The organism is Dokdonia sinensis, from assembly GCF_003688895.1.
Classification (GTDB): domain Bacteria; phylum Bacteroidota; class Bacteroidia; order Flavobacteriales; family Flavobacteriaceae; genus Dokdonia; species Dokdonia sinensis.
This window is the reverse complement of sequence record NZ_REFV01000003.1, coordinates 177,625-201,278: the sequence shown is the minus strand read 5'-3', so window position 1 is coordinate 201,278 and position 23,654 is coordinate 177,625. Positions and strand designations below refer to the sequence as shown.

19 protein-coding genes are annotated in these 23,654 nt (G+C 39.1%); 11 read left to right on the top strand and 8 right to left on the bottom strand.

Annotation, left to right across the window (positions count from 1 at the left end; translation table 11 throughout):
- Nucleotides 1–62 precede the first annotated feature (62 nt).
- The gene (locus tag EAX61_RS04860; RefSeq protein ID WP_121916542.1) at nt 63–380 is read left to right on the top strand and encodes a hypothetical protein; all 318 of its coding nucleotides are present in this window, start codon (nt 63–65) and stop codon (nt 378–380) included.
- A gap of 119 nt (nt 381–499) precedes the next feature.
- Here EAX61_RS04860 and EAX61_RS04855 read toward each other — a convergent pair whose 3' ends face one another.
- The gene (locus EAX61_RS04855; RefSeq protein WP_121916541.1) at nt 500–922 is read right to left on the bottom strand and encodes a hypothetical protein; all 423 of its coding nucleotides are present in this window, start codon (nt 920–922) and stop codon (nt 500–502) included.
- A gap of 159 nt (nt 923–1,081) precedes the next feature.
- On the opposite strand from EAX61_RS04855, the gene EAX61_RS04850 reads away from it, so the two are divergent.
- The gene (locus EAX61_RS04850) at nt 1,082–1,921 is read left to right on the top strand and encodes a helix-turn-helix domain-containing protein (RefSeq protein WP_121916540.1); all 840 of its coding nucleotides are present in this window, start codon (nt 1,082–1,084) and stop codon (nt 1,919–1,921) included.
- A gap of 26 nt (nt 1,922–1,947) precedes the next feature.
- Here EAX61_RS04850 and EAX61_RS04845 read toward each other — a convergent pair whose 3' ends face one another.
- Both EAX61_RS04845 and EAX61_RS16425 read right to left on the bottom strand, forming a co-directional pair.
- Nucleotides 1,948–2,496, bottom strand: coding sequence for a carboxymuconolactone decarboxylase family protein (locus EAX61_RS04845; RefSeq protein WP_121916539.1), 549 nt, complete (start codon nt 2,494–2,496; stop codon nt 1,948–1,950).
- A 31-nt stretch (nt 2,497–2,527) separates the two neighbouring features.
- Entirely contained in the window at nt 2,528–2,680 is a 153-nt protein-coding gene (locus EAX61_RS16425; protein WP_161555195.1) for a hypothetical protein, read from the bottom strand.
- A 259-nt stretch (nt 2,681–2,939) separates the two neighbouring features.
- Between EAX61_RS16425 and EAX61_RS04840 the strand changes: the two genes are divergently transcribed.
- Nucleotides 2,940–3,626: a hypothetical protein gene (locus EAX61_RS04840; RefSeq protein WP_121916538.1), complete on the top strand. Its 687-nt coding sequence runs from the start codon at nt 2,940–2,942 to the stop codon at nt 3,624–3,626.
- A gap of 145 nt (nt 3,627–3,771) precedes the next feature.
- Here the strand turns inward: EAX61_RS04840 and EAX61_RS04835 are convergent, their stop codons facing one another.
- Both EAX61_RS04835 and EAX61_RS04830 read right to left on the bottom strand, forming a co-directional pair.
- On the bottom strand, nt 3,772–5,373 hold the full coding sequence (locus tag EAX61_RS04835) for an OmpA family protein (protein ID WP_161555194.1): 1,602 nt from the start codon (nt 5,371–5,373) through the stop codon (nt 3,772–3,774).
- 206 nt (nt 5,374–5,579) lie between these two features.
- Nucleotides 5,580–7,094: a GH3 auxin-responsive promoter family protein gene (locus tag EAX61_RS04830; RefSeq protein WP_121916536.1), complete on the bottom strand. Its 1,515-nt coding sequence runs from the start codon at nt 7,092–7,094 to the stop codon at nt 5,580–5,582.
- Between the two features lie 120 nt (nt 7,095–7,214).
- Here EAX61_RS04830 and EAX61_RS04825 point away from each other — a divergent pair, with 120 nt between their 5' ends.
- Nucleotides 7,215–8,009, top strand: a complete 795-nt coding sequence (locus EAX61_RS04825; RefSeq protein WP_121916535.1) for a DUF2797 domain-containing protein — start codon at nt 7,215–7,217, stop codon at nt 8,007–8,009.
- A gap of 42 nt (nt 8,010–8,051) precedes the next feature.
- Nucleotides 8,052–9,161 (top strand): serine hydrolase domain-containing protein, encoded by a 1,110-nt coding sequence (locus tag EAX61_RS04820; RefSeq protein ID WP_121916534.1) that lies wholly within the window; start codon nt 8,052–8,054, stop codon nt 9,159–9,161.
- Here EAX61_RS04820 and EAX61_RS04815 read toward each other — a convergent pair.
- Together EAX61_RS04815 and EAX61_RS04810 are read right to left on the bottom strand one after the other, a co-directional pair.
- Nucleotides 9,147–9,758: a LysE family transporter gene (locus EAX61_RS04815; protein WP_121916533.1), complete on the bottom strand. Its 612-nt coding sequence runs from the start codon at nt 9,756–9,758 to the stop codon at nt 9,147–9,149. The genes EAX61_RS04820 and EAX61_RS04815 overlap by 15 nt on opposite strands.
- Before the next feature lie 46 nt (nt 9,759–9,804).
- Entirely contained in the window at nt 9,805–10,431 is a 627-nt protein-coding gene (locus EAX61_RS04810; RefSeq protein WP_121916532.1) for a LysE family transporter, read from the bottom strand.
- 155 nt (nt 10,432–10,586) lie between these two features.
- Here EAX61_RS04810 and der point away from each other — a divergent pair, with 155 nt between their 5' ends.
- Nucleotides 10,587–11,891 carry a ribosome biogenesis GTPase Der gene (gene der / locus EAX61_RS04805; protein ID WP_121916531.1) on the top strand — a complete coding sequence of 435 codons (1,305 nt, stop codon included), beginning with the start codon at nt 10,587–10,589 and terminating at the stop codon, nt 11,889–11,891.
- On the opposite strand, the gene EAX61_RS16420 is transcribed toward der, so the two are convergent.
- Nucleotides 11,873–12,043, bottom strand: a complete 171-nt coding sequence (locus tag EAX61_RS16420; protein ID WP_161555193.1) for a hypothetical protein — start codon at nt 12,041–12,043, stop codon at nt 11,873–11,875. The genes der and EAX61_RS16420 overlap by 19 nt on opposite strands.
- Nucleotides 12,044–12,348: 305 nt before the next feature.
- Here EAX61_RS16420 and EAX61_RS04800 point away from each other — a divergent pair, with 305 nt between their 5' ends.
- The 5 genes from EAX61_RS04800 to EAX61_RS04780 all read left to right on the top strand — a co-directional run bounded on the left by EAX61_RS04800 (nt 12,349) and on the right by EAX61_RS04780 (nt 23,543).
- On the top strand, nt 12,349–15,129 hold the full coding sequence (locus tag EAX61_RS04800) for an outer membrane beta-barrel protein (protein WP_121916530.1): 2,781 nt from the start codon (nt 12,349–12,351) through the stop codon (nt 15,127–15,129).
- Nucleotides 15,130–15,308: 179 nt separating this feature from the next.
- Complete coding sequence (locus tag EAX61_RS04795) at nt 15,309–17,786, top strand: TonB-dependent receptor (RefSeq protein WP_347337921.1); 2,478 nt, start codon at nt 15,309–15,311, stop codon at nt 17,784–17,786.
- Between the two features lie 69 nt (nt 17,787–17,855).
- Nucleotides 17,856–18,506: a response regulator gene (locus EAX61_RS04790; protein WP_121916529.1), complete on the top strand. Its 651-nt coding sequence runs from the start codon at nt 17,856–17,858 to the stop codon at nt 18,504–18,506.
- A 250-nt stretch (nt 18,507–18,756) separates the two neighbouring features.
- On the top strand, nt 18,757–20,253 hold the full coding sequence (locus tag EAX61_RS04785) for a C1 family peptidase (RefSeq protein ID WP_121916528.1): 1,497 nt from the start codon (nt 18,757–18,759) through the stop codon (nt 20,251–20,253).
- Nucleotides 20,254–20,255: 2 nt separating this feature from the next.
- Nucleotides 20,256–23,543, top strand: coding sequence for a caspase family protein (locus tag EAX61_RS04780; protein WP_121916527.1), 3,288 nt, complete (start codon nt 20,256–20,258; stop codon nt 23,541–23,543).
- Nucleotides 23,544–23,654 lie beyond the last annotated feature (111 nt).

Sequence of the window (23,654 nt, the reverse complement as noted above, 5' to 3'; positions counted from 1 at the left end):
TTTATTTTGTGATAGTGTTTAATGGCTTACTTTTATTTTTAAGTTCCGAAAAGTTGAATATTATGATGACGCTACAAGTAATTTCAGAAGATAAAAGACTCTTGCACGCCATCGCAGAGGATCTTCTCAAAGAAAAGCTCATTGCAAATGCAATGATTTCAGAAGAATTAATATTTAAGGAAATAGGTAGTAATGATACTATAGCACAAACCACAAGACACCTATTAAAAGGGGTGTCTAAATCACTACTTTTTAATAAAATTAATCTCAGATTACGAGAAACGTATAAAGAGAGGATGCCGTTACTCTATGCGGAGCCCATTATAATGATAGATGCTGAACAAACAGAGGGTGTTTTAGCAAAACTACAGGCTGTTTAAAACGTATATTATTACCTAAATGATTAGGTAGTTCTATTGATTTTCAGAATTTATGAGATATACGCTCCTGCCTGCCGGCAAGGCAGGTTCGCGAAAGCGGACATTTAACAATCCACTTTTTATAGAATACTAGGCAATTCGTTCAAATACCGAGTCACCGTTCCTTTACTGAACTGCTCAAAAAGTAATCCTATTTCCATAGTCGAAAGCTGGCTAGAGAGTCTTGGATAGTTTTCAGATAAGTAATTTTTAAATTGCCCTACATTTTCAGATTTTCTACTGCCTTTTCTGAAAATTTTTGTCAGTTCTCTTTTTGAAACTCTTTCAGAACCTATGCGAAATCGGGATTGAGAGTCCGAACTCTGACTCAAAAACTCTCGGTAATCAAATGTGGTGTCATCTATAACCTCGACCACAAAAGAGGAAATAGATGTGCTGGGTTGAGTTTTGTAAGAACGTGTCGTATTACTCACCAAATAGTTTTGAGAGAGCAATGATGTAGTAAGTACTAATGTGACGAATGTGATATATAGTGTTTTCATAATGTTATTTTATTTCTGCCCTTCGGCTACGTTCAGGCTAAACTCTGACGGAAATCTCATTCACCCTGCGCAATTATTATAAAACAAAATTACCGTAAGGAAACACCTCCTACCATAGACATACTTCCCGACAGCTTGTACATTTTGTAACTTACCGCTATGAAACTGGAATATCGTAACGCAAAAGACGAAAGTCATCTCGTTCTAACAGATTTTAATTGTGCCCCGTCACAACAATTGCTGGCAGACAAAGGCTTGTACAAAATCCTCTGGGCAAAAGAAGCTAGCAGAAAAATTATAGTAGATGGATACAAGGTCCAACTAGAGAAAGGACAGGTCATTTTTTGTACACCACTTAATGTGCTTGAAGTAGCTCAAAGCGACGGCCTTGTTGCACTACTTTTTAACCGTGAGTTTTATTGCATACAAGATCACGATGCAGAGGTTTCTTGTAATGGGTTCTTGTTTTATGGGTCGTCTAAGCCTCCACAAATAGCACTAGATGAAAAATCCATTAAAAGTTTTGATGCGATGTTCTTTATGTTTCAAGAAGAATTTGAGACGCGCGATCACATCCAGGGTGAGATGTTGCGGGTATTGCTCAAACGCTTACTCATAAAATCGAGCCGACTCATAAAAGAGCAATTGCCCGAGCCAGATATACCAAAACCACAGTTTGACACTGTACGGCAATATCATATTCTCGTAGAACAGCATTTTAAGTCAAAACACAAAGTAGCAGCGTATGCCGAGCTACTTTTTAAAAGCCCAAAAACGCTCTCAAACCTTTTTAAAAAATCAGGAGATAAATCGCCACTTGCGATTATAAATGAGCGCATTATTCTTGAGGCAAAACGCCTCTTACTCTATTCAGATAAAAATGCCGAGGAGGTCGCATATGAAATTGGCTTTAATGATGCGGGACATTTTTCTAAATTTTTTAAGAAGCACACAGGTATGCCACCCACCGCCTTTAAGAAAACAAAAAGCTCACTTTAAAGCGAGCTTTTCTATCTAGCGGAAAACTAGGCAACCTCTAATTCCAAAGGCTGGATTGCTGGAAAATCCACTGGGATTCTCGTAGTATTATTGATGTAGTTTGAGATGGTTTTATCTCCTACAAGTGATATGGTATCGATAAGGTTTTCCTTGGTCCATCCCGCGTTAAGGAAGTTTTCAAGTATAGTTGCATCTGTATTACCGCGATTTTCGGTAATGTTTTTGGCGAGCTTAGCCAGCGCATCAAGTTTGCTGTCAAAAGTTGCTCTCCCAGAACGTAATTCAAGAATTTGTTCAGGAGTATATCCGTTCATTCCTGCGATTGCGGTGTGAGCAGAGAGGCAATAATCACAGCCGTTTACCTCGCTTACTGCAAGATTTACAACTTCTTTCTCTTTTGCTTTGAGCGAGCTCGGCGCATTAGAGAAATCCAGATAGTTTTTAAGTGCGTTTTTAGAATAAGCATAGGTTGCAAAAAGGTTAGGAACAAATCCCAACGCTTTTTCCAGATTGTTAAAAATTGCTTGGTTGGTCTCGCTTACTTCTGCTCTAGTTGGTACATTAAATGTGCTCATAATTTTAAGTTTTAAAGTTTATAATTGTTGTTTATGAATTGATATATGGTCGTTCTGAATCACAGTAATAATCATCGTGAAAATTTGTGTCACAGTTCGTTTTAAAAATTTGCTGAGCAACAGTTCTTTTTGCTTTGCTAAAAATCTCTATGAGATTAAAAATAGACTTTGGTGTGGTTTTCATAATTATTCATTTTTGTTATGCCCTTGTAGTCGGTGCATTTCTGTCCACATTATGGTATATACTTCCTTGCGGTGGGTAGATACTTCCTGAATGTTTGATAAACGAGCGATTTTAAGTAAGATAATGTTGGGTGATGAGGTTTTTTACGCTTTCGCGAAAGCGTAACCTAAAGCCCATTCTAGTATGCATAAATTATTATGCTGTCCTTAACTAAACCGTGACCCACGATTATCTACCTTTCTTTCTTAAATAGAAAGCAATGAAAATAAATATAAAGGTCACTTCAGACCACGTGAAAACAATCGAAGTGTTACCAAACTCTTGGAATACTGACGACTATAGAAACCTATTAGAAATAATGGACTATGGGGACACCGCCGAACTATCTGATGCCGAATTAGAAGAAATGTGTCTGCTGTCACTATCTGACAATGAACCCAACGAGGCCGCCGAAATTGTGCTAAAATATCTTTTTAAAGATCAGCTCAATAAAGGGCAGATAGCTAATTTATCACACGAAATGCTCAACGAGCATCCTTGGGAAGAATACTCAGATATGTCTATGCATGAGACGTTTTTTAACGCTGGGCAAATTTTATATAAGGCCTATAACGGTAAGTTTCCGCATCCTAAGGCAATCCATTTTCACGTTACGTTTACAGTAAAAAGCAAAATGATGCTTGATGTTTTTAAAGACGATACAGAAGCACAAATCATAAGAGTACTTGCTCAAGGAATGCCAGATAATACATTACTTAAGAGGCTCTTTAAGGAAGAGCTTGTAGAGGGTGATTTTCTGGAAGCAAAAGACATTATCTGGCAACTCAATAAAGTTTCAGAAACAGATACTACAGTAACTTTTGACATATTGAGCTCTAATCGCTGGTTTGAAGATTTTAAGTATGTTGAGGATTACGAAGCGACGCTTGTGCACGAGCAGGAGTAAATACATCACACAACGAATAGAAAAAGCCGCTAGCGATGAAGCTAAGCGGCATTTTTAATTCTGCACAATGTGCTAAAAAAGAAATAGCCATCAGTCCCCCAACTGATGACTACTTCAAAAATAAAATGGTTAATACTAGAATAATTTAGTCTGGAATAATGACAAATTCCACTCGTCTATTTTCCTCGTACTGTTCTAAATTACACGGGTCACATATATTTATGGGTTGTGTCTCTCCGTATCCTTTTGAGATTAATCGACTTTTAGAAATGCCCTTGTCCGTAAGATATTGTAATACAGATGCAGCGCGTTTTTCTGAAAGTTGTAGATTATAGCTGTCTTTGCCACGCTGGTCTGAGTGAGCGTTAATAGCCACCTTTATATCAGGATTTGCTTTTAATGTTTGGAAAACGGTATTGAGCGTAACGGTGCTTACGGGTTTGATATCTGAGCTGTTGTAGTCAAACTGTATATTATCTATTTTGATATACGATTTTTCATCTGTTTTAATGATTTCTGCGGCTGCTGCTTTTAATGTTAGGTTGTTTTCAAATACGCTTACAAGATTTGTATCTGTTTTTAAGTCTAGAGATCCATTCTCAAAACCGTCTTTATAAGCAATGATAGTATACTCTAGAAAAGCATCTACAGGAAAACGATATGTTCCGTTTGGAGCAGTTTGTAATGTAGCAACTTCAGTTCCCTGGGCATCTAGTAAGACAACAGTTGCTTTCTCAAGTGGGATCCCAGTCTCTAGATCAAGCACAACTCCGCTTGCGGTCTGGTCTACCATAAACTCTGTAAGCTTGTAAATGTCATAACTTCCCTTTCCGCCTTTGCGGTTTGAAGTCATATATCCTACTGTTTTTGTAGCTGGAATATAGGCGATTTCGTCTGCAGATGTATTAATAGTGTTTCCCAGATTACGCGTTGCAACATACCCTAAATCTGCTTTACGACTTCTAAAAATATCATAGCCACCCAGATTAGAGTGACCCTTAGATGAGAAATAAAGATATTTACCATCTAGTGACGTCTGTGGAAATTTTTCATCTAGCACTGTGTTTACCGCGCCCTCTACGCGCTCTACGTCACCATATGAGCCATCTTCTTTTATGCTAACTTGAAAGATGTCAAATCCACCCAATGCTTCAGGTAGATTAGAAGCAAAGAATAACGTTTTTCCATCACGGCTTAAGTGAGGGTTTTCAAAAGAATAATCTGGATTGTTAAAAGGAACTAGCTCTATATTAATAAACTGTCCTTCACGCTCTGGATTCATATCTGCACTATACAATTGGAAGCGTTGTGTGTCATTGTCTGAGCTTGCAGTATAGAATAGTTTCTTCCCGTCTGCCGAGAAAGAAACGGTGCCTAAATTTTCATTTTTATTGAGAATGTGGGAAAATAAGTTAGGGCGGTTTAAATCATACTCGTAGCTTATTTCTGAACAATAAAGTTTTGTAAAGGGTTCTGAAGTAGCGGGATCTTTTTTTGCTAAAGCTCCAATTTTACGAGCAGAAAATGACAAAAATTTCTCCCTGTAAAAGCCTATTCCATAATCTGCATATTCAGAATTTATACCTGTTTTAAAAGTTTCAAACTTAAAGCCGTTATCACCTATCTGACTAGAAGATATTTGTGCCTTGTCTGAGTCTTCAAGAACAGCATATTCTGCATCATTCTCTATCTGAGCAATGAGCGTTATCGAAAATAACAAGAGTGTTATCGTGTGTACTAACTTCATTTTAGAATCTATAATCTTATGATATTGGGGTACCATTAGGGTACTAAATTATATTTCAATTTGTTAAGGCTGAAACTTTTGGGCAACTTTTAGATAAGATGATGTGTATAGTCGTTCAACAACACAAATACGCCTATTCTTACAACAAATGTGGGGTTAGTGTGTATTTTGCATAAAAAAGCTCTTTTTGATTTATTATCAGAGTATTAGCTATTTATATGCAATAATTCTTCAAGGAGGGCCCGGCTGTTTGATAAGCGCGGTACCTTATGTTGTCCACCTAATTTATCTTTGGCCTTGAGCCAGTCATAAAATAAACCTGGTCGAGCCGCGTGTATTTTTGGAGCGTTTAGGGTAGTATTATTAAATCGCTTTGCTTCGTAATCACTATTTACTTGTTGTAAGGCAATGTCCAGATGATGGTTAAAAACCTTTAGATCACCAGGTGGATTTTTAAACTCAATGATCCACTCGTGAGCGCCTTTTTCTTTTCCTTCCATAAAGATTGGAGCGGCGGTGTAATCTTTTATTTCACACTTGGTTAATTGTGAGGCTTTGCGCAGCGCATCCTCTGCATTTTCAATAATGAGCTCCTCGCCAAAAACATTAATGTGATGCTTCGTCCTGCCACTCACCTTAATGCGATAAGGTGATATGCTCGTAAAGCGTACCGTGTCTCCTATTTTGTAGCGCCATAATCCTGCATTTGTGGTAATGACTATGGCATAATTCTGATGTAACTCAACCTCAGATAGCGGAATAATTTTTTCTTCTGAAGTTCCATAAGTATCCATCGGAATAAATTCATAAAAAATTCCGTAATCTAGCATTAGGAGGAGTTCCTTGCTGTGATTGAGGTCTTGAATGGCAAAAAATCCCTCCGAGGCGTTGTAGATTTCATAATACTTGAAATCATTCTTAGGCAAAATCTTTTTGTATTGGTCTACATATGGAGCAAAATTTACACCTCCGTGAAAGTATACCTCCAGATGTGGCCATACCTCAAATAAGTTCTCTTTGCCAGTTGTTTCCAGTACATTATTTAGGAGTACTAGCATCCACGAAGGGACTCCGGCAAGACTAGTCACCTTTTGTTGTATAGTCTCATCTACAATTGCTTGCATTTTTATCTCCCAATCACTTAAAAGAGATACATCATTATTAGGGGTGCTGCTAAACTCTGCCCAAAATGGCATATTATCTATTAATATAGCAGAGAGGTCTCCATAAACGGTACCCTTATCTTCATAGAGTTTCTTGCTACCGCCCAGTCTAAGTCCCTTTCCCGAAAATAACTGAGAGTCAGGATTATTATTAAGGTACATACAGAGTAAATCCTTACTAGCAGCATAATGGCAGTCCTCCAGCGACTCTGGGCTTACAGGAATATACTTGCTTCTTGCGCTCGTCGTACCGCTACTTTGCGCAAACCATTTTATGGGTGTGGGCCAGAGGATATTATTTTCTCCACGACGGCTGCGTTCTATGTGTTCTTGCGTTTCTGTATAATCTGTAAGAGGCACCCTTTCGGCAAAAGTTGCGTAGTTTGTGATGGAGTTAAAACCGTGTCTTTTTCCTATCTCTGTATCCTTTGCCTTTGCTAGGAGCCGTTCAAGCAACTCCTGCTGTACTTCGCCAGGGTATTTCATAAAAAGCTCCATCTGGTGGACGCGTTTTTTTAGAAACCAAGAAGCAATAGAATGTACAAGAGGTATAGGCATAAAGTCGGTATCTTTACTAAAATATATGGGTGTTTATTACGCTTTCGCGAAAGCAAAAAAAAACACTTATAAAAAGCTAAATTAACCATTTTCCCCGCATCATAAAATCTAAAATTACAAATGCAGTATCAAGGTGTCCTCAGAAAAATGCAAACCGAATTTACAGACCCTATCAATTATTATTTGATTATGGATGGCGATTTTATCCAGATGAATCAAATCATAGGTAAACGCATACATATTGAGTTTGTAAAGTATGAATGCCTCGCTTGTGGAGAAAATAAGAAGATTTTCCGCCAGGGGTATTGCTATGACGATTTTTACAAAGTTCCCCAAGCTGCAGATTGGATTATGAAACCAGAATTGTCTAAAGCACATCTGGATGAAGAGGAACGCGATCTGGAATATGAGAAAAAAGTGCAATTGCAACCCCATATTGTATATCTAGCAAATTCTAGTAATATAAAAGTAGGTGTGACGCGCAAGACGCAAGTGCCTACAAGATGGATAGACCAAGGGGCTCACGAGGCCATCGAGATTGTCGAGGTGCCCAACCGTTACCTCGCAGGAATTACGGAATTAGCACTCAAAGAGCACGTGGCAGATAAAACCAACTGGCGCAAAATGCTTAAAAACGAGATTGAAGATGTAAACCTGGCCGAGCACCGCGATGCGCTCAAAAAATACATCCCTGAAGAAGCGCAGCAATATTATATAGATACAAACGAAGAAACGCATATACATTTTCCAGTAGAGCGATATCCAGAAAAATTAAAAACGCTAAATCTGGACAAAACTCCCGCCTACGACGGAACGCTTAAAGGAATTAAAGGACAGTATTTAATCTTTGAAGATGATACTGTTTTTAATGTGAGGAGCTGGGAAGGGTATGTGGTAAGAATGGAGTTACTGTAACATTTTAAAATTATCTGGACTTATAGTGTCAAACTTCCAGAAATGAAAATAGTTTATACATTAATCTTAAGTGCTTTTACCTTGTTTTCTTGTCAGGCACAAACCAGCGAGGCTGTTAACGGTTTTGATACAACTCAATTCCCATCTGAGGCGATAAGTTTAAAGGTTTATGAACAGACAAAGAGATTTCCAAATAATACGCAGATCTCATTTGCATTCTTGAACGAAGGCCAAGAAACTTTTGTGGATGTAAAAAGAGATAATGATACGCTAAGCGTCATCGCTCACAAACCCTATGCGTATGAAATAGGGTCTGTGACCAAAGTGTTTACTTCTACCTTGCTCGCTCAGGCGATTACAGAAGGTAGAGTAAGTCTCAAAGAATCTATAACTAATCATTACAACGCTCCGTTCTCGGGCAATATAGAAATCAGCTTTGAGCAACTGGCAAATCACACTTCAGGATTACCGCGTCTCCCTTCTAATATTTTTAACGCACAAGGTTTTGAGGTGAACAATCCTTATAAGATTTATGATAAAGCTTCTCTTGACTCATATCTAGCAGATCAATTAGAGCTAGAGAATAAATCAGGTACAACATATGGGTATTCTAATCTAGGCGCTGGATTGTTAGGACAAACACTAGCCCAAGTTTATGATACTCCATACAAAAAACTGATTTCCGAAAAGATATTTAAAGTATTTGGAATGAAGCAATCCACGTTTGGTAATGTAAATGTGGAACAATTTCTGGTGAGTGGTCTCGATAAGGATGGACAATCCGTTTCCTTTTGGGATATGGATGCTATGGCTCCTGCTGGAGCAATTATATCGACTACTGAGGATCTGTCTTTGTTTGTTAAAGCGCATTTTGCTGGTGGGAATGATGCTCTTGCGCTTTCGCGAAAACGTACTCATACCATAAACAATAATATGGATATCGCACTAGGATGGCATATTATAAAGGCTCAGAGCGGACAAAAATTCTACTGGCACAATGGGGCGACAGGAGGATTTACATCCTCACTTGCAATGGATGTTGACACTAGAGTAGCCATAGCACTCTTGTCTAACATCTCTGGTTTGAGTCCAGAAAGCGGGAAAGTAGATCAGTTGTGCTTTAATTTAATGCGATTGTTAAAAGAAGAGTAGTTTTGAACCTTGTAAAAGGGCAAGAATGACAAGCACAATACCAATAATATTATTGAGCATTGACTTAAAATGACCATTTTTTTGAATTATAAACCTGCTCAATAAGGCATATCCATAAAGGGCTACTGTCTTTCCCAGGAATACTCCAGTAAAAAAGAAGAGCAGTATGAACCACGGAGAGCCTTCGTGAATGCTAGAATAACTACTCGAGATAGAAAAGAGCACCATCCAATAAATTAATACCGGCGGATTGATAGCGCCAAAAATGAAGCCGCGCAAAAATTTTTTTTTGTTAGGTTTTGTCTTTGTCTCTTTGCGTTGTTTTTTAAATATAAAATACAATCCGAATGCCCCCATCACCGCGCTAAAACTTATTTGTAACCATAAATTTTTATCGTAAAATGATTGTACCATCATTCCGAAAGACAATGCGATAATGGCTACAAGCACTTCCCCAGTCGCAGCACCGTAAGTGATTTTTAGAGATTCCTGTATGGATTCTTCTGCTGTGGTTTTTACAACAGCTAGGTTGGAAGCTCCTGGAGGAAGCGCCCCAATAAATGTTGCAAAAACAGCTATGAATAAGGAAAAAATCATAGCGAGTTAGTAGTTTGCTTTTGCAAAAGCTTACATTTTTACCTCACTAATCGATCACCAATTTAATGGCCTGTCCAATGGAAGCGAGAATGAGCACAACGCCTATAATGGTGTTTAGTTTACCCTTAAAACTAGCGAAGTTCTCTGTCATATAATTACTCAACTTTCCATAAAGAAAAAGGATCAAGTACTTCCCTAAAAAGACGCCACTCAGGAAGAGAACGATTAGTTTAATAGGAGCGTTTTCGTTTAGGATCACATATTTAGAACTAACTGAAAATACTGCTGTCCAGTAAATAAACATTGGGATATTAAGTGCACCCAATAATAAACCGCTTATAAATCGCGTAGGTAGACTTGAATCTTCATTGTTAGATGCTTCTTTCTCTTTTTTTCTTAAGAAATAGATTCCAGCAAGTCCCATCAAAACGATAAATGATATCTGAATCCATAGATGTTCTCTAAAAATGCGCTGGGCAAAAATTCCAAAAACCATAGCTAGTCCAGAAACGACTACCTCGCCTAGTGCGGCACCGTATCCTAACTGAAGCGCTTTTGATAGTGTTTTTTTTGAGGTGTACTTAACCACTGCCAGATTAGTAGCGCTAGGAGGAAGGGATGCGAGAACAGCACCTAATAATCCTATGAGGAAAACAATAATAAAGATGTTCATATAAATTCTTAGAAATATAAAAGTACAACCTGCTCTTTCCTCACAGAATATTTTATTAAATCATTAGCAGTTAATCGTTGCTTCCATTTACATCCAGAATACGCGTTGCTCATACATTTAAACGTATCTTTGCAAACTATAAAAAATTAGTCATAATGAGTACCATAGTTGCAATTGTAGGTCGTCCCAATGTAGGGAAATCCACATTTTTTAATCGGTTAGTACAACGTCGTGAGGCGATTGTAGATGCTGTAAGCGGTGTCACACGAGACCGTCACTATGGAAAAACAGACTGGAACGGTCGTGAGTTTACTGTAATTGATACTGGAGGATACGTTATAGGAAGCGACGACGTCTTTGAGGCAGAAATAGATAAACAGGTAGAACTGGCTATAGGTGAGGCAGATGCTATCATTTTTATGGTAGATGTAGAACACGGAATTACTGGAATGGATGAGGAAGTTGCAAACTTGCTTCGCCGTCAAAAAAAGCCTGTATTTCTAGCTGTAAATAAGGTAGATAATAACAAACGTGCTGCAGATGCAGTAGAGTTTTATAATCTAGGATTAGGAGATTTCTACACCATTGCCGCAACTAATGGTAGCGGAACAGGAGACTTGCTAGATGCGGTTGTAGAAGCGCTACCAGAAAAAGAAGAAGTAGAGGAGTCAGAGCTGCCTCGATTTGCAGTTGTGGGTAGGCCTAATGCTGGGAAATCATCTTTTATCAATGCATTGATTGGAGAGGAGCGCTACATTGTAACAGATATTGCGGGAACAACGAGAGACTCCATAGATACAAAATACAATCGCTTTGGTTTTGAATTTAACCTTATGGATACGGCTGGAATTCGTCGTAAGGCTAAGGTTAAGGAGGATCTCGAGTTTTATTCTGTAATGCGCTCTGTAAGAGCAATCGAACATGCAGATGTCTGTTTACTTGTAGTAGATGCTACAAGAGGTTTTGATGGGCAGGTGCAAAATATCTTCTGGCTCGCCCAGCGCAACCGTAAAGGGATTGTGATTCTGGTAAATAAGTGGGACCTTGTTGAGAAGGATACTAAAACAATGAAGCAATTTGAAAAGCATATCAAACAGCAGATAGAGCCTTTTACAGATGTACCTATTGTTTTTATCTCAGTTCTGGAAAAGCAGCGTATTTTTAAAGCTATAGAGACAGCCGTTCAAGTATATGAGAACAAAACACGTCGTATTAAAACAAGTGAGCTTAACGAATTTTTCCTACCGCTAGTCGAGGCATTCCCGCCACCAGCGTATAAAGGTAAGTACGTAAAAATTAAATACTGTATGCAGTTACCTACACCGCAGCCACAGTTTGCTTTGTTCTGTAATTTACCACAGTATCTCAAGGATGGCTATCGTCGTTTTCTAGAAAATAAGTTGCGTGAAGCCTACGATTTTTCAGGAGTTCCTATTTCAATTTATTTTAGAAAGAAGTAACCTAAAGTAATCGAAGTGTAACGTATTAAAATGTAAAATCCTCTCAAATTTTGAGAGGATTTTTTAATATTAAGCTTCCAGCTTCCAGCTTCCAGCTTCCAGCTTCCAGCTTCCAGCTTCCAGCTTCCAGCTTCCAGCTTCCAGCTACCCAAACAGCCCGAGTAACCACCAGATAATTAAGAAAATAATAATGGTGCTTATACAGCCGCCGCCTAATTTTTTTGCGCCGTAACCCGCAATAAGCGCTTTTATAAATTTATTCATTTCGGTTGGTATTTGATTTCAATTTAAAATTACGACTTTCTCCATTCGGGGCGTCCCAATGAAATGTGAATATTAAGGAACACTATATTTTGAATATTTGCGTTTTTGTTAAAGGTTTCTTAATCTTACGGTATTCCTCCCTTTAAAGCCTTGAGATTTGGCATTTTTACGTTCATTCATCAATCATCACATTATGCAATCAGTACGTTTACTACTTCTTGCGGGAATATTTCTTTTTTCCGCTTTCGCGAAAGCGCAATCATTCTCCATCACAGGAACACTTAAGGACAAAGAGACCAATCAAACCCTCGAGGCAGCCACTGTTTTTTTAGAAACGGTAAAAGACAGTACGCTTGTCACCTATACTATCACAGACCAAGAGGGAGTTTTTAGGCTTGAAGGCAGGAGTCAGGAGAAAAGAGCGCGTGTAAACGTCTCATTTTTGGGCTATAAAAATTATGCTAAGGAAGTAGATCTATCGCAAGGAGCAATTAAACTGGGCGATATCTCTTTAGAAATCTCTGCAGCTACTTTAGGCGAGATTGTGCTCAAAAGCAGAGCTCCCATCACGGTAAAGAAGGATACTTTAGAATTTAATGTGAGCTCTTTTAAGACCAAAAAAGATGCAACAGTAGAGGATTTACTCAAGGAATTACCTGGAGTCGAGGTAGATGAAAATGGCAAAATTCTCGTAAATGGTAAAGAGGTAAGTAAGATATTAGTAAATGGGAAGCCCTTTTTTAGTAATGACCCGACGATTGCTACGCGTAACTTAACAAAAGAGATTATAGAAAAAATACAAGTTGTAGATACCAAGTCAGATGACGAAGCATTTACGGGTGAAGAAGGAGATGATGACAGTAAAACGATAAATCTCACGATTTCTGAGGAGAAAAATAAAGGGCTCTTTGGTAGGGTCGCTGGTGGTGCGGGGACTGATGATCGTTTTGAATATGCGGGTATTGTAAACTCGTTTAATAACGACAGGCGCATAAGTGTGCTTGCGGGCGGGAATAATATCAATTCCCCCGGATTTAGTTTTGGAGAGATACAAAAAATGTTTACTAACATAAGTAGTATGTCTGTGAGCAGTAACGGAACTTTTTCTTTAGATGGGAGATCCTTTGGCGGTGGTCAAGGAATAGTAAATAGTCGCAATATAGGGGCAAATTATGCAGATGATTATTCAGAAGATGTAGATGCGAGTCTGGACTATTTTTATTCGGGTGCAAACTCCTTTGACGAGCGCATCGTAGAGAGAGAAAACATCTTACCAGATAGACGCTTCTTTACAAATAGCATATCTAGATCAGATACAAATGCAGACAGTCACAATGTAAATGGAAATATCAATATAAAGAGAGATTCTACTATTCTGGTAAACATCCGACCCACTTTTAATAGGGCAGATAGAGAGTCACGTTTTGCTCGCAATGAAGAGTCTCTCAATGAAACTGGCGATCTCATTAACCAGTCGGAAAATAGCAATCTTACTAGAAACACGGGTAATGATTTTGAGAACAATATCTCGATTACTAAGAAGTGGGGAGATAAGGGAGCTTTTATTAGAGCAAGAGTTCAAAACGAATTGAGTCGTCAGGAAAGTGAAGATTTTGTTCAGAGTACGACACAAATTTTTGGTGACAATCCAGAAACCATCACGCGAGATCAATTTACAGACGGAGAGACGGATCTTACAGGATTTAATGTGAATCTTTCTTACCGTGCGCCACTTATTACAAAAAAATTATTTTTAGATCTCGACCTAGGATACCGGAATGACTTGAGAAAAAGAAGAAGGTCCACTTTTGATTTTAATGAGTCCACGCAACAGTACGATCAGTTCAATGAATTATTGAGCACTAATTTCGAAGGGCGTAATATTAGAGCTTTTCCAGAAATAGGATTGAGTTATAGAACAGACAAACTTTCCTTAAGCGCTAGCTCGGGTTATGTGTTTAGAACTCTAGAAAATACAGATAACCTTAGGCCAGAACTAGATATAGAACAGGATTTTGAAGCTGTAGAGTTTACAACAAACCTAAATTATCGTTTTTCTCCTAAAATGTCTATCTACGCAAGAGCTGCAAAGACAAATGATCCGCCAGATGTACAACAACTTAACCCCTTTATAGATGTTACAGATCCACTCGATATAGTACAAGGTAACCCCAACCTATCCCCGGCAAATAGATATACCGGGTATGTAAGTTTTAGAAATTATGATTTTCAGAAGGGAGCCGGTTATGGTTTTTATGGTAATATTAATGTTACAGAAGACGATGTTGTAACTAGATCTGTCATAGGAGAGGATTTAGTACGGAGAACTACTTATGAAAATGTAGATGGCAATTACTCTACCTACTTAAGTGCAAACTATAATAAGAAAATTAAGTTGGATTCCATTAGAAGCTTAGACCTTGGGGCAAGAGGCTATGTGAATTTAAGCAGGTCGGTAAACTTTAATAACGACGTGCAGTATGCAAGTAAGCGTCGCACCGCAGGTCCAGCTGTAAACACAACGTTAGATTGGAAAAGCGTAGGAAACCTAAGGACAGAGTATCGCCTTAATCTTACAACAAATGAGTTTGGCATCGCCGCTTTTGAAGATCAAGAATTTGTATCTCACGATGTATCCATTAATACAACTTTTAATATGATAGATCACTTGGAGTGGCGTAATGACGTCACTTATAACTACAACCCCAACATCGCCGCAGGTTTTCAACGTAGCGCTTGGTTTTGGAACACAACGGTGGCCTACAGTTTCTATAAAGATAAATTTACTGCAACAATGAAGGTGTACGATCTGTTAGATCAAAATACTAACGCACGTCGTACGGCAAGCGCAAACTTTATTCAGGATATTCAAAGTACCGTGCTTGAGCAGTACGTTATGTTTAGTCTGAGTTACAAGTTCAATACCCTGGGACAAAAGGGTGAGGTAGGTGATGATAATTTTAGATTTTTCTAGCACGTGTATAATGGACTTTTTTACGCTTTCGCGAAAGCATAATCAGCAACAGCACAAACAATATTTACGGCAAACAGGCTTTTAACGTTTGTCGTTTTCTTTTAACAAAAGATTGGGTAAAGCAGTTTAAACCTAGGATAACTTTGAAAGTCCAAAAAAAGGAAATAAGAAAAATTGCTATGCTAAAAAAATTACTATTGGTAACATTAATGGGTGTTACCTCTATTGCATTTGGACAACGTCCTGATAATCAAATCAAAAGAGAGGTTAGTGTAAACGGAAAAGTTTTTGATGCCGATACAAACACTCCAATGGAATATGCCACAGTATCCTTTACAGACCAAGCCGGAAAAATCGTAACAGGTGGGATTACAGACCAGAAAGGTGAATACAATATTGAAGTACCATCAGGTACCTACTCTGTAAAATTTGAGTTTATTTCTTACGAGCCTAAAACGCTTACAAATCAAAAACTAATTAGTGATATTACACTCCCCAATATAAGTCTTGAGACGGATTCTCAAGCATTAAATGAAGTAATCGTACGTGCCGAAACTACAGAGGTGCAAGTCAGACTAGATAAGAAAATCTATAACATAGGTAAGGATTTAACCACAAGTGGTGCAACGGTAAGTGATGCATTGAGCAATGTGCCTTCGGTAACTGTAGATGTAGATGGAGCGATTGCTCTGAGAGGAAATGGGAATGTGCGCATTCTTATAAATGGAAGGCCCAGTGCCATAGCGGGATTTGGGAGTACAGACGCATTGCAACAATTGCCCGCAGAAGCGATTGAAAGGGTAGAAGTCATTACCTCTCCCAGCGCACGCTACGACGCCGAAGGAACCGCAGGAATTCTTAATATTATCCTGAGAAAGGAAAAAACACTGGGACTTAACGGACAGATTCAAGCAAACTACGGGGTTCCGTTACAAAGTGGATTGACTGGAAATATTAATTTAAGAACAGATAAGTTCAACATTTTTAATACAACAGGAATACGATATAGACAATCCCCAGGAAATGCATTTTTTAGGAATGAATTTTTAGAGGACGGCAATGTAGACCTTACGGTTTTAGAAAATCGAGAGTACGAACGTCTCAATCGAGGTTTTAATACCAACCTTGGTATGGAATACTTTCTGAGTGATAAAACCTCGGTGACCGCTAGTGCGTTCCTGAGATTGGGAGATGATGAAGATATGACCGATAATTTTACAGACGATTTTGGACCAGATGGTGCACCCCTAGAATCCAGAACCCGTACGGAGCTAGAAACCGAAGAAGATACGAGTTTCCAGCTCTCCTTAAACTATATCACAAAATTCAATGAAGACGGTCACGAACTCACCGTAGATTTCCAGTGGGCAGATGATGAAGAGACAGAACGTTCTATCATCGAAGAGTTCCAGACCTTTCCAGAAGATGAAATACTGCCCACTGAAGACATTCTCATAAATGAAACTCAGAACGAATACCTAGGTCAAGTGGATTATGTCTTGCCCATAGGCGAGAATGCACAGTTTGAAGCTGGGTACAGAGGAACTTTTGAGGAAACGGTGACAAATCAGCTCGCAACCGAAGAGGAATTCCCAGGTGGCCCGTTTTTAAGAAACGATGACCTATCTAACATTTTTACTTATAATGAAGATGTAAATGCGGTGTATACGCAGTATGGAAATAAATTTGGTGATTTCTCTTTTCTTGCAGGATTGCGATATGAGCACACGAGACTTCGTGGCTCCTTAGATGAAGAAAGTGTCCAGACAGATGTTGTAAATGATTTATTGGTTGACTTTGACCGAACTTTTGACGGCCTGTTTCCTACGCTCAATCTAACTTACGAACTTAATGATCGCGAGAATATTACCCTAGGTTATAATCGTAGAATCAACAGGCCCAGAGGAAGGTCTGTAAATCCGTTCCCGTCACGGTCAAGTGAGGCAAATATCTTTCAGGGAAACCCTAATTTGAGACCGGCATTTGCAAATGCTTTTGACCTAGGATATCTCAAACGCTGGGATAAACTTACCTTAACATCTTCCATATACTACCAGAGAGAGACCGATAGTTTTGAGCGCATTCAGGAAGAAACAGGAGAAGATACGCCTAACGGTATTCCCATCGTACGAAGCCTTCCCATAAACCTGAGCAGTAATGAACGTTATGGTTTTGAAGCTGGTGTGCTTTATAATCCTGCCAAATGGTTGCGACTCAACGGTAGCTTTAATTTCTTCAGGTTTGTATCGGAGGGAGAATTTAATGGTACTGACTTCGGGGCGGAGAATACAAGTTACTTTGCTCGAGGTAGTGCAAAAGTGACCTTGCCGTATAAAATAGACTGGCAGACCAATATGTTTTATAGAGGTCCTACAAATAATGCTCAGACAGATACTAAAGGACTTATCTCGGTAAATCTAGCATTCAGTAAAGACATTATAAATGATAATGCGACCATTGGCCTTAACGTGAGCGACCTTTTTAACTCCCGTGTGAGACGTTCATTTACAGATACGCCTACCTTTAGAAGCGATAGCGAATTCCAGTGGCGGGTGCGACAGGTAAATCTCTCGTTCACCTACAGATTTAACCAGAAAAAACAGCGTGAGCGCGGTGGTCGTGGTGATGATGGTGGAGACGACGATTTTGAAGGATAACAGCTGATGTTATAAACTAGGGCAATTGCCCTACTGGAGGGTTTGATTTTTTCGATTATTTTTAATCCTATGAAAATCAAACTCTCTATTGTAGACGATAATTCTTTTCTGACTAAAGCCATTAAGGATAAGCTTAGCTTTTTTGATGATATTTCAATTAAGTGGACCGCTATGGATGGAAGTAAAGCACTCACGCATTTAGAAGAAAATCATAATCTTGATATTATCTTAATGGACATTGAGATGCCTGTTCTCAATGGTATTGAAACTACGCAAATCGTAAAACAAAAGTATCCTCATATAAAAATTGTGATGCTTACCGTTTTTGATAATGACGAGAATATTTTTCAGGCTATCCAAGCAGGCGCAGATGGATACTTGCTCAAAGAAGTAAATCCAGAAGATCTACACAGCGGTATCATCGAAACGCTAAAGGGGGGAGCAGCGATGAATCCTTCTATCGCGATGAAGACATTAAAGCTTCTGCGCAATCCCACAAGTATTGAAAATCTAAACGACAAGGAACAAATAAGTCTTTCTAAGCGAGAGATCGAGGTCTTGGAACAATTGTCTAAGGGGTTGAGCTACACCATAATTGCAGACCACTTGTTCCTGTCTCCGAGTACCGTTCGTAAACATATTGAGAACATCTACAAAAAACTTCAGGTACATTCTAAAATTGAGGCGGTACAGAAGGCTAAGAAGCATAACCTTATCTAACAAGAACCTAAAGTTAGAAGTGATGGTAGCCTTTATAAGGTGACGCTCCGGCCTGACGCGAGGCAGGTTCGCAATAGCGTAAAAATCAACATCCTTTTACAATCTGCCAGTCATTTTTTTAATCTATTTTTTTGCCTTTTTCGGGGAAAACATCGTAAGTTTTACCTTGAAAGAGATGAGAATACGACAAATGCCCTATTTCAATATCAGGTAATTTGTAGGAATTTTATAGTGTAAAAATCAAGACATTATGAAATCAATTACCTATCTATTTTTGTTGATCGGAGCAACACTCCTTGCCCAAGATTATCCTATGGGAATGAATTGGGATCCTGGAAGCTACAGGAGCATTCCCTACAAAGTACAGTTTACAGCGGGAACTTATGATAATCTTCCGGCCGCTTACTCTCTTGAGGAATTTGCACCTATTCCCGGCGACCAAGGCAGGTTTGGCACCTGTGTTGCTTATGCGGCAGCCTATGGTTTGCGTACCACGATGCTTGCAAAGGACTTTAATATTAAGGACAAGCAAAAAATCACAGGATATGCCCTGTCGCCATCCTTTATCTATGAACAGATTAAAAAAGAAGGGGATGCTAATTGCCAGGGAGGAGCAGACCCGAGACTAGGAATGGAAGCTTTGAAAATCGTAGGAGCTCCTTTTCTCCAAAATTTCCCCTATCAATGCGGAGCACAAATCACACAGGCTTCGCAACTTGAGGCAATAGATTATAGAATCAGGGATTATCAAGCACTTTTCTTTTACGACGAGCAAGAGCCGGGCTTTAGGGTAAACGCCACGAAGAAGGCCTTGAGCGAGGGTTATCCCGTTTTAATAGGAATGAAATTGCCAGAAAGCTTTTTTAAGGCAAAAAAAGTATGGCGTTCCCTTCCTTCTGATAAAGGTACCCTAGCCAAAAAACACGGATACCACGCAATGGTGGCTGTAGGCTATGATGATAATTACGAGGGTGGTGCAATAAGAGTTTTAAACAGCTGGAGTACACAATGGGGAGATGGAGGATATATTTGGGTGCCCTATAAAGAATTTGATGAATGGTGTCTGGGAGCACTACAACCCTACAGCTATCATAAGAAAAAAGAAGAGCCTAAACCTGATCCAGATAACATTCCCGATGATAAGCCAGATAACGAGCCAGACGTAGAGCCTATTGCTCAAAAGTTGCCAGAAGGTAGTCTGCGTTTTGAACTCAATACAGGTGAAGAAATAGATGTGAGAAGAACTTCTACACGTAATCTTGTGGTAGAGGATGATGTCGAGGGCGAGGATCTCGTAGCTTACAAAGGAGCAAAGGGATATGCTTCAGGAACCCGTTTTAGATTTTATCTCAATAATGTTAATGAAGGATATATTTATGCTTTTGCAACAGATTTAAGTCAGAAAATAAATAAGATTTTACCATATGCAGATGGTATGTCACCGCTCATAGGGGCAAACTCGGCCATCGCTTTTCCTAGCGAAAAAAAGGTCATCCGTATGGATAACAACCCAGGGACAGATTATTTGCTTATTCTTTTTAGTCAGCAAAAGTTAGACGAGACGCAATTACTCTCAGCTATGCAAAATACAGAAGGTGGCCTCACTACTAAGATTAAGAGGGCATTGGGTAATAAGCTCATTGACAAAAAGGATATTGAGTATGCTTCGGCGACACCTGGGTTTAAGGTAAAAGAGGGAGCTTCTGGCTATGTAGTACCTCTAATGGTTGAACTAACACACCTATAATTATGAGACGAGATTATGGTAATATGTACGCTTTCGCGAAAGCGTATACGAAAATAGTCCTAGTAGTGATGAGCTTCCTTGGTTTTACAAAATTAATAGCTCAAGAAAGTGTTTTTCCTACCGTGCCCGCTCATCATAGCGCGTATATTAATAAAATCGTGACATCACCAAATGAGAAATATGTCGCAACTCTAGGAAGTGACGGCCGCATTAAGTTATGGGCGACTGGAAGCAAGAACATTCTAGCCGATGTCCCAGTCATTTCCCCTACAAATGGATTCTTTACGGCAGATAGCAAGTATCTTGCTGTTCGTATAGGAGGTGTGTTGCAAATGAGGGAGGTGCCGTCGCTCAAAATTGTTTCGCAGTTTGTAGATATAGAGGGAGCCTGCCCAGCGCTCGAAGGGTCAGGGTTTTATTATGTCGAGAATAAATATGCAAGCACAGAATGGCGTATATATTATCAAAAATCTCCTAAGTCCATACCTACTGTAGTTTATGAGGAACCAGTAGATAGAGCAACAAGTATGATATCCGGTTATGCGCGCTGGCTTAGCCTCTCACCAGACGGGAGTAAATTGATGTTTACACATACGGATCATAAGACATTTATATACGACTTGCCGTCGAAGGAGATAACGAACCCTATGAATTTTGGCTATGAATTTTTACCTAATGGAAACGTCCTTTCGATGGCGGCACAGGAGTTACAAGAGTTCCAATTCTATGTCACAGACCTTAAAGGTAAAATCAAATGGAATAAAAAGTTTGCTCTAAAACAGTTCAAGTCTGACCTAGAGCGACTATATAGTATTTCTACTGATGAAGAAAGGATATATTTTGCTACCGAAGAAGGTTTGCTTGCCATAAATTATATAAACGGTAAAGAGCTTATTTATAAAGATTTAGGAGCGGTTTCAGGAATAGGAAGTACAAAGAAAGCACTTTGGGTGGGAGATAGTAAGGAGCACGATATTGAGCTAGTAAATCCAAAGAAGATGTCAGAGCGTGCAACAATTGCATTTAAAAGTTTGATAACCCCGACTTCACTTACGGCTAGCCGGGATGCTATGTCTTTTTTTACCGGAGATTTCCGATCTAAAGATCCAAAAATGGTGACAGTAACCCCAGGTGGCGTGCGAACAAAAGAAATTAATTTCCCCATAGATGTGACAAAATCTTCTTTTGGCAATAAGGGAAAATTGATCGCCACATCTATGATAAGAGAAAGAGCTTTACGTGTGTATGATCTCGAGAAAGAAGAGTATACAAACTTCACTGCAGAGCTGGGATATAATGATAAAGTTGTGCTAAGTGATGATGGAAGCATTGCTGGATTAAGAGGTGATGAATTCATTAGTTTTTACGATATAAAGGGGAATAGAACAATCCTACAATCACCTAAAGCAAAGGTTGCAGACTATAATGCAAATCATCCCATTGCTATAAGTCCAGATAATAGCTGGGCTGCGGTAATGGTCAAGGTTAAAAGGGGAGAGACGATTTACTTTGACAATTATATTGCAATGTTTGATCTCAATAAAGGGGAGGAATTGTACAGAGTAAAATATGATGGTATTTCAGGTATTTATGCCATCTCTAATACCGAATATATCACTGTGTCTAATTATGGGCTAAAGGTGGATTACTTTAACGCAAGTTCGGGTAAGTTTTTGAGTAGGAAAGATATAAGAGGGGCTTTTAACAGTGACATTAATGACATTAATGCACAAAATACCTTGCTTGCCAGCGTACAGGCAAAAGGGGATCGCATATTTATAAGTGATCTTGTAAATGGAACCTTGCATTTTGTTTTGAAAGGGCACGAATCTGAGATTGAGAATGTTCAATTTTTGGGAAATGACTTCTTAATAAGCTCTGGCGAAGGGAACGAGCTTATTCTTTGGGACATACACACCGGAGAGCGAGCAGGAAACTTCTATTTATTTGAAGGTAGTAAAGATTGGGCATTTGTAACACCTCAAGGTCATTTTGACGGATCTCAGACTGCAATTAAAACAATGTATTATGTAAATGGCGACGCCATTTTGCCTCTTGAGCAATTGTATGAAGGGTATTATATTCCAAATCTATTAGGAATTGTGCTCGATCATAAAAGACCAGAGGATAATGACATAGACCTCAATAATCTTAAGCCAGCGCCATTTGTAGCACTTACCTATAAAGATGGTTCTAGAAACCTCACCGTTGAGGATGATGCCCAAGCAGAGCAAATTATTGCCTCAAACGAAAATGCATCACTTATTTTGGACACTCAGGCTCCAGAAGATAAGATCATAGAGATACGGCTCTACCATAATGACAAGAGAGTGATAGGTGATGCTCGTAATCTTACGGTCGAAGATGATGTAAAAGATGACACTACTCAAAAAACATATAATCTAAAACTGTTGCCAGGTAAAAATGTTTTTAAGGCAATTGCGGTCAATAGTCAAAAGACCGAAAGTCCTCCGGCAATTCTTGAGATAGTTTACGAAGGCAAGAGCGACCTGCCTCTCTCCAGAGGTATTGTGTTGCACAGTCTCACGATAGGTATAGATACTTATAAAAACGGAAAGTATAACCTCAATTATGCAAAGGCAGATGCTACGAGCTTCGAGGAATCAATTAAACAAGGAATGATGGGGATTACAAAATCTCAAAACGCAACATTCATAAAAGATACAGAGGCTACAAAAGAGAAAATCACGCAGGCACTCAAAAGTATTGCTCAAGAAGCACAACCGCAAGATATCTTCATATTCTATTACGCCGGTCACGGAGTAATGAATAACGAGAAAGAGTTTTACATTGTCCCTACAGACGTTACGCAGCTTTACGGCAACGATACATCGCTTGCTCAAAAAGGAATTTCTGCAAGTGACCTAAAAGAGCTTTCCACAAATATTCTGGCACAAAAACAATTATACATCCTTGATGCCTGTCAAAGTGCAGGTGCCTTAAATACTATTGCTGCCAGAGGCGCTGCCGAAGAAAAGGCAATCGCTCAATTAGCACGAAGTACGGGTACGCACTGGCTTACGGCCTCGGGAAGTGAGCAGTTTGCTACCGAGTTTGCAGAGCTGGGTCACGGCGTATTCACCTATGCATTATTAGAAGCCTTGAGCGGAAAGGCAGATAGTGGTGATAAACGAATCACCGTAAATGAACTTAAGGCATACCTCGAGTCCCGTGTTCCAGAAATTTCGGAAAAATATAAAGGTAGTCCTCAGTATCCCTCTAGTTTTGGGTTTGGGCAAGACTTTCCTGTTTCCCTTACTCGGGAATAAAATGAGTAGTCCGCTTTCGCGAAAGCGTACTTAAACACCATCCTACTTTCATATATCAAAGTAGGATGGTTTCATACTCAGTTTTTAGAATTGCCGTACCTTTCCTTAAAA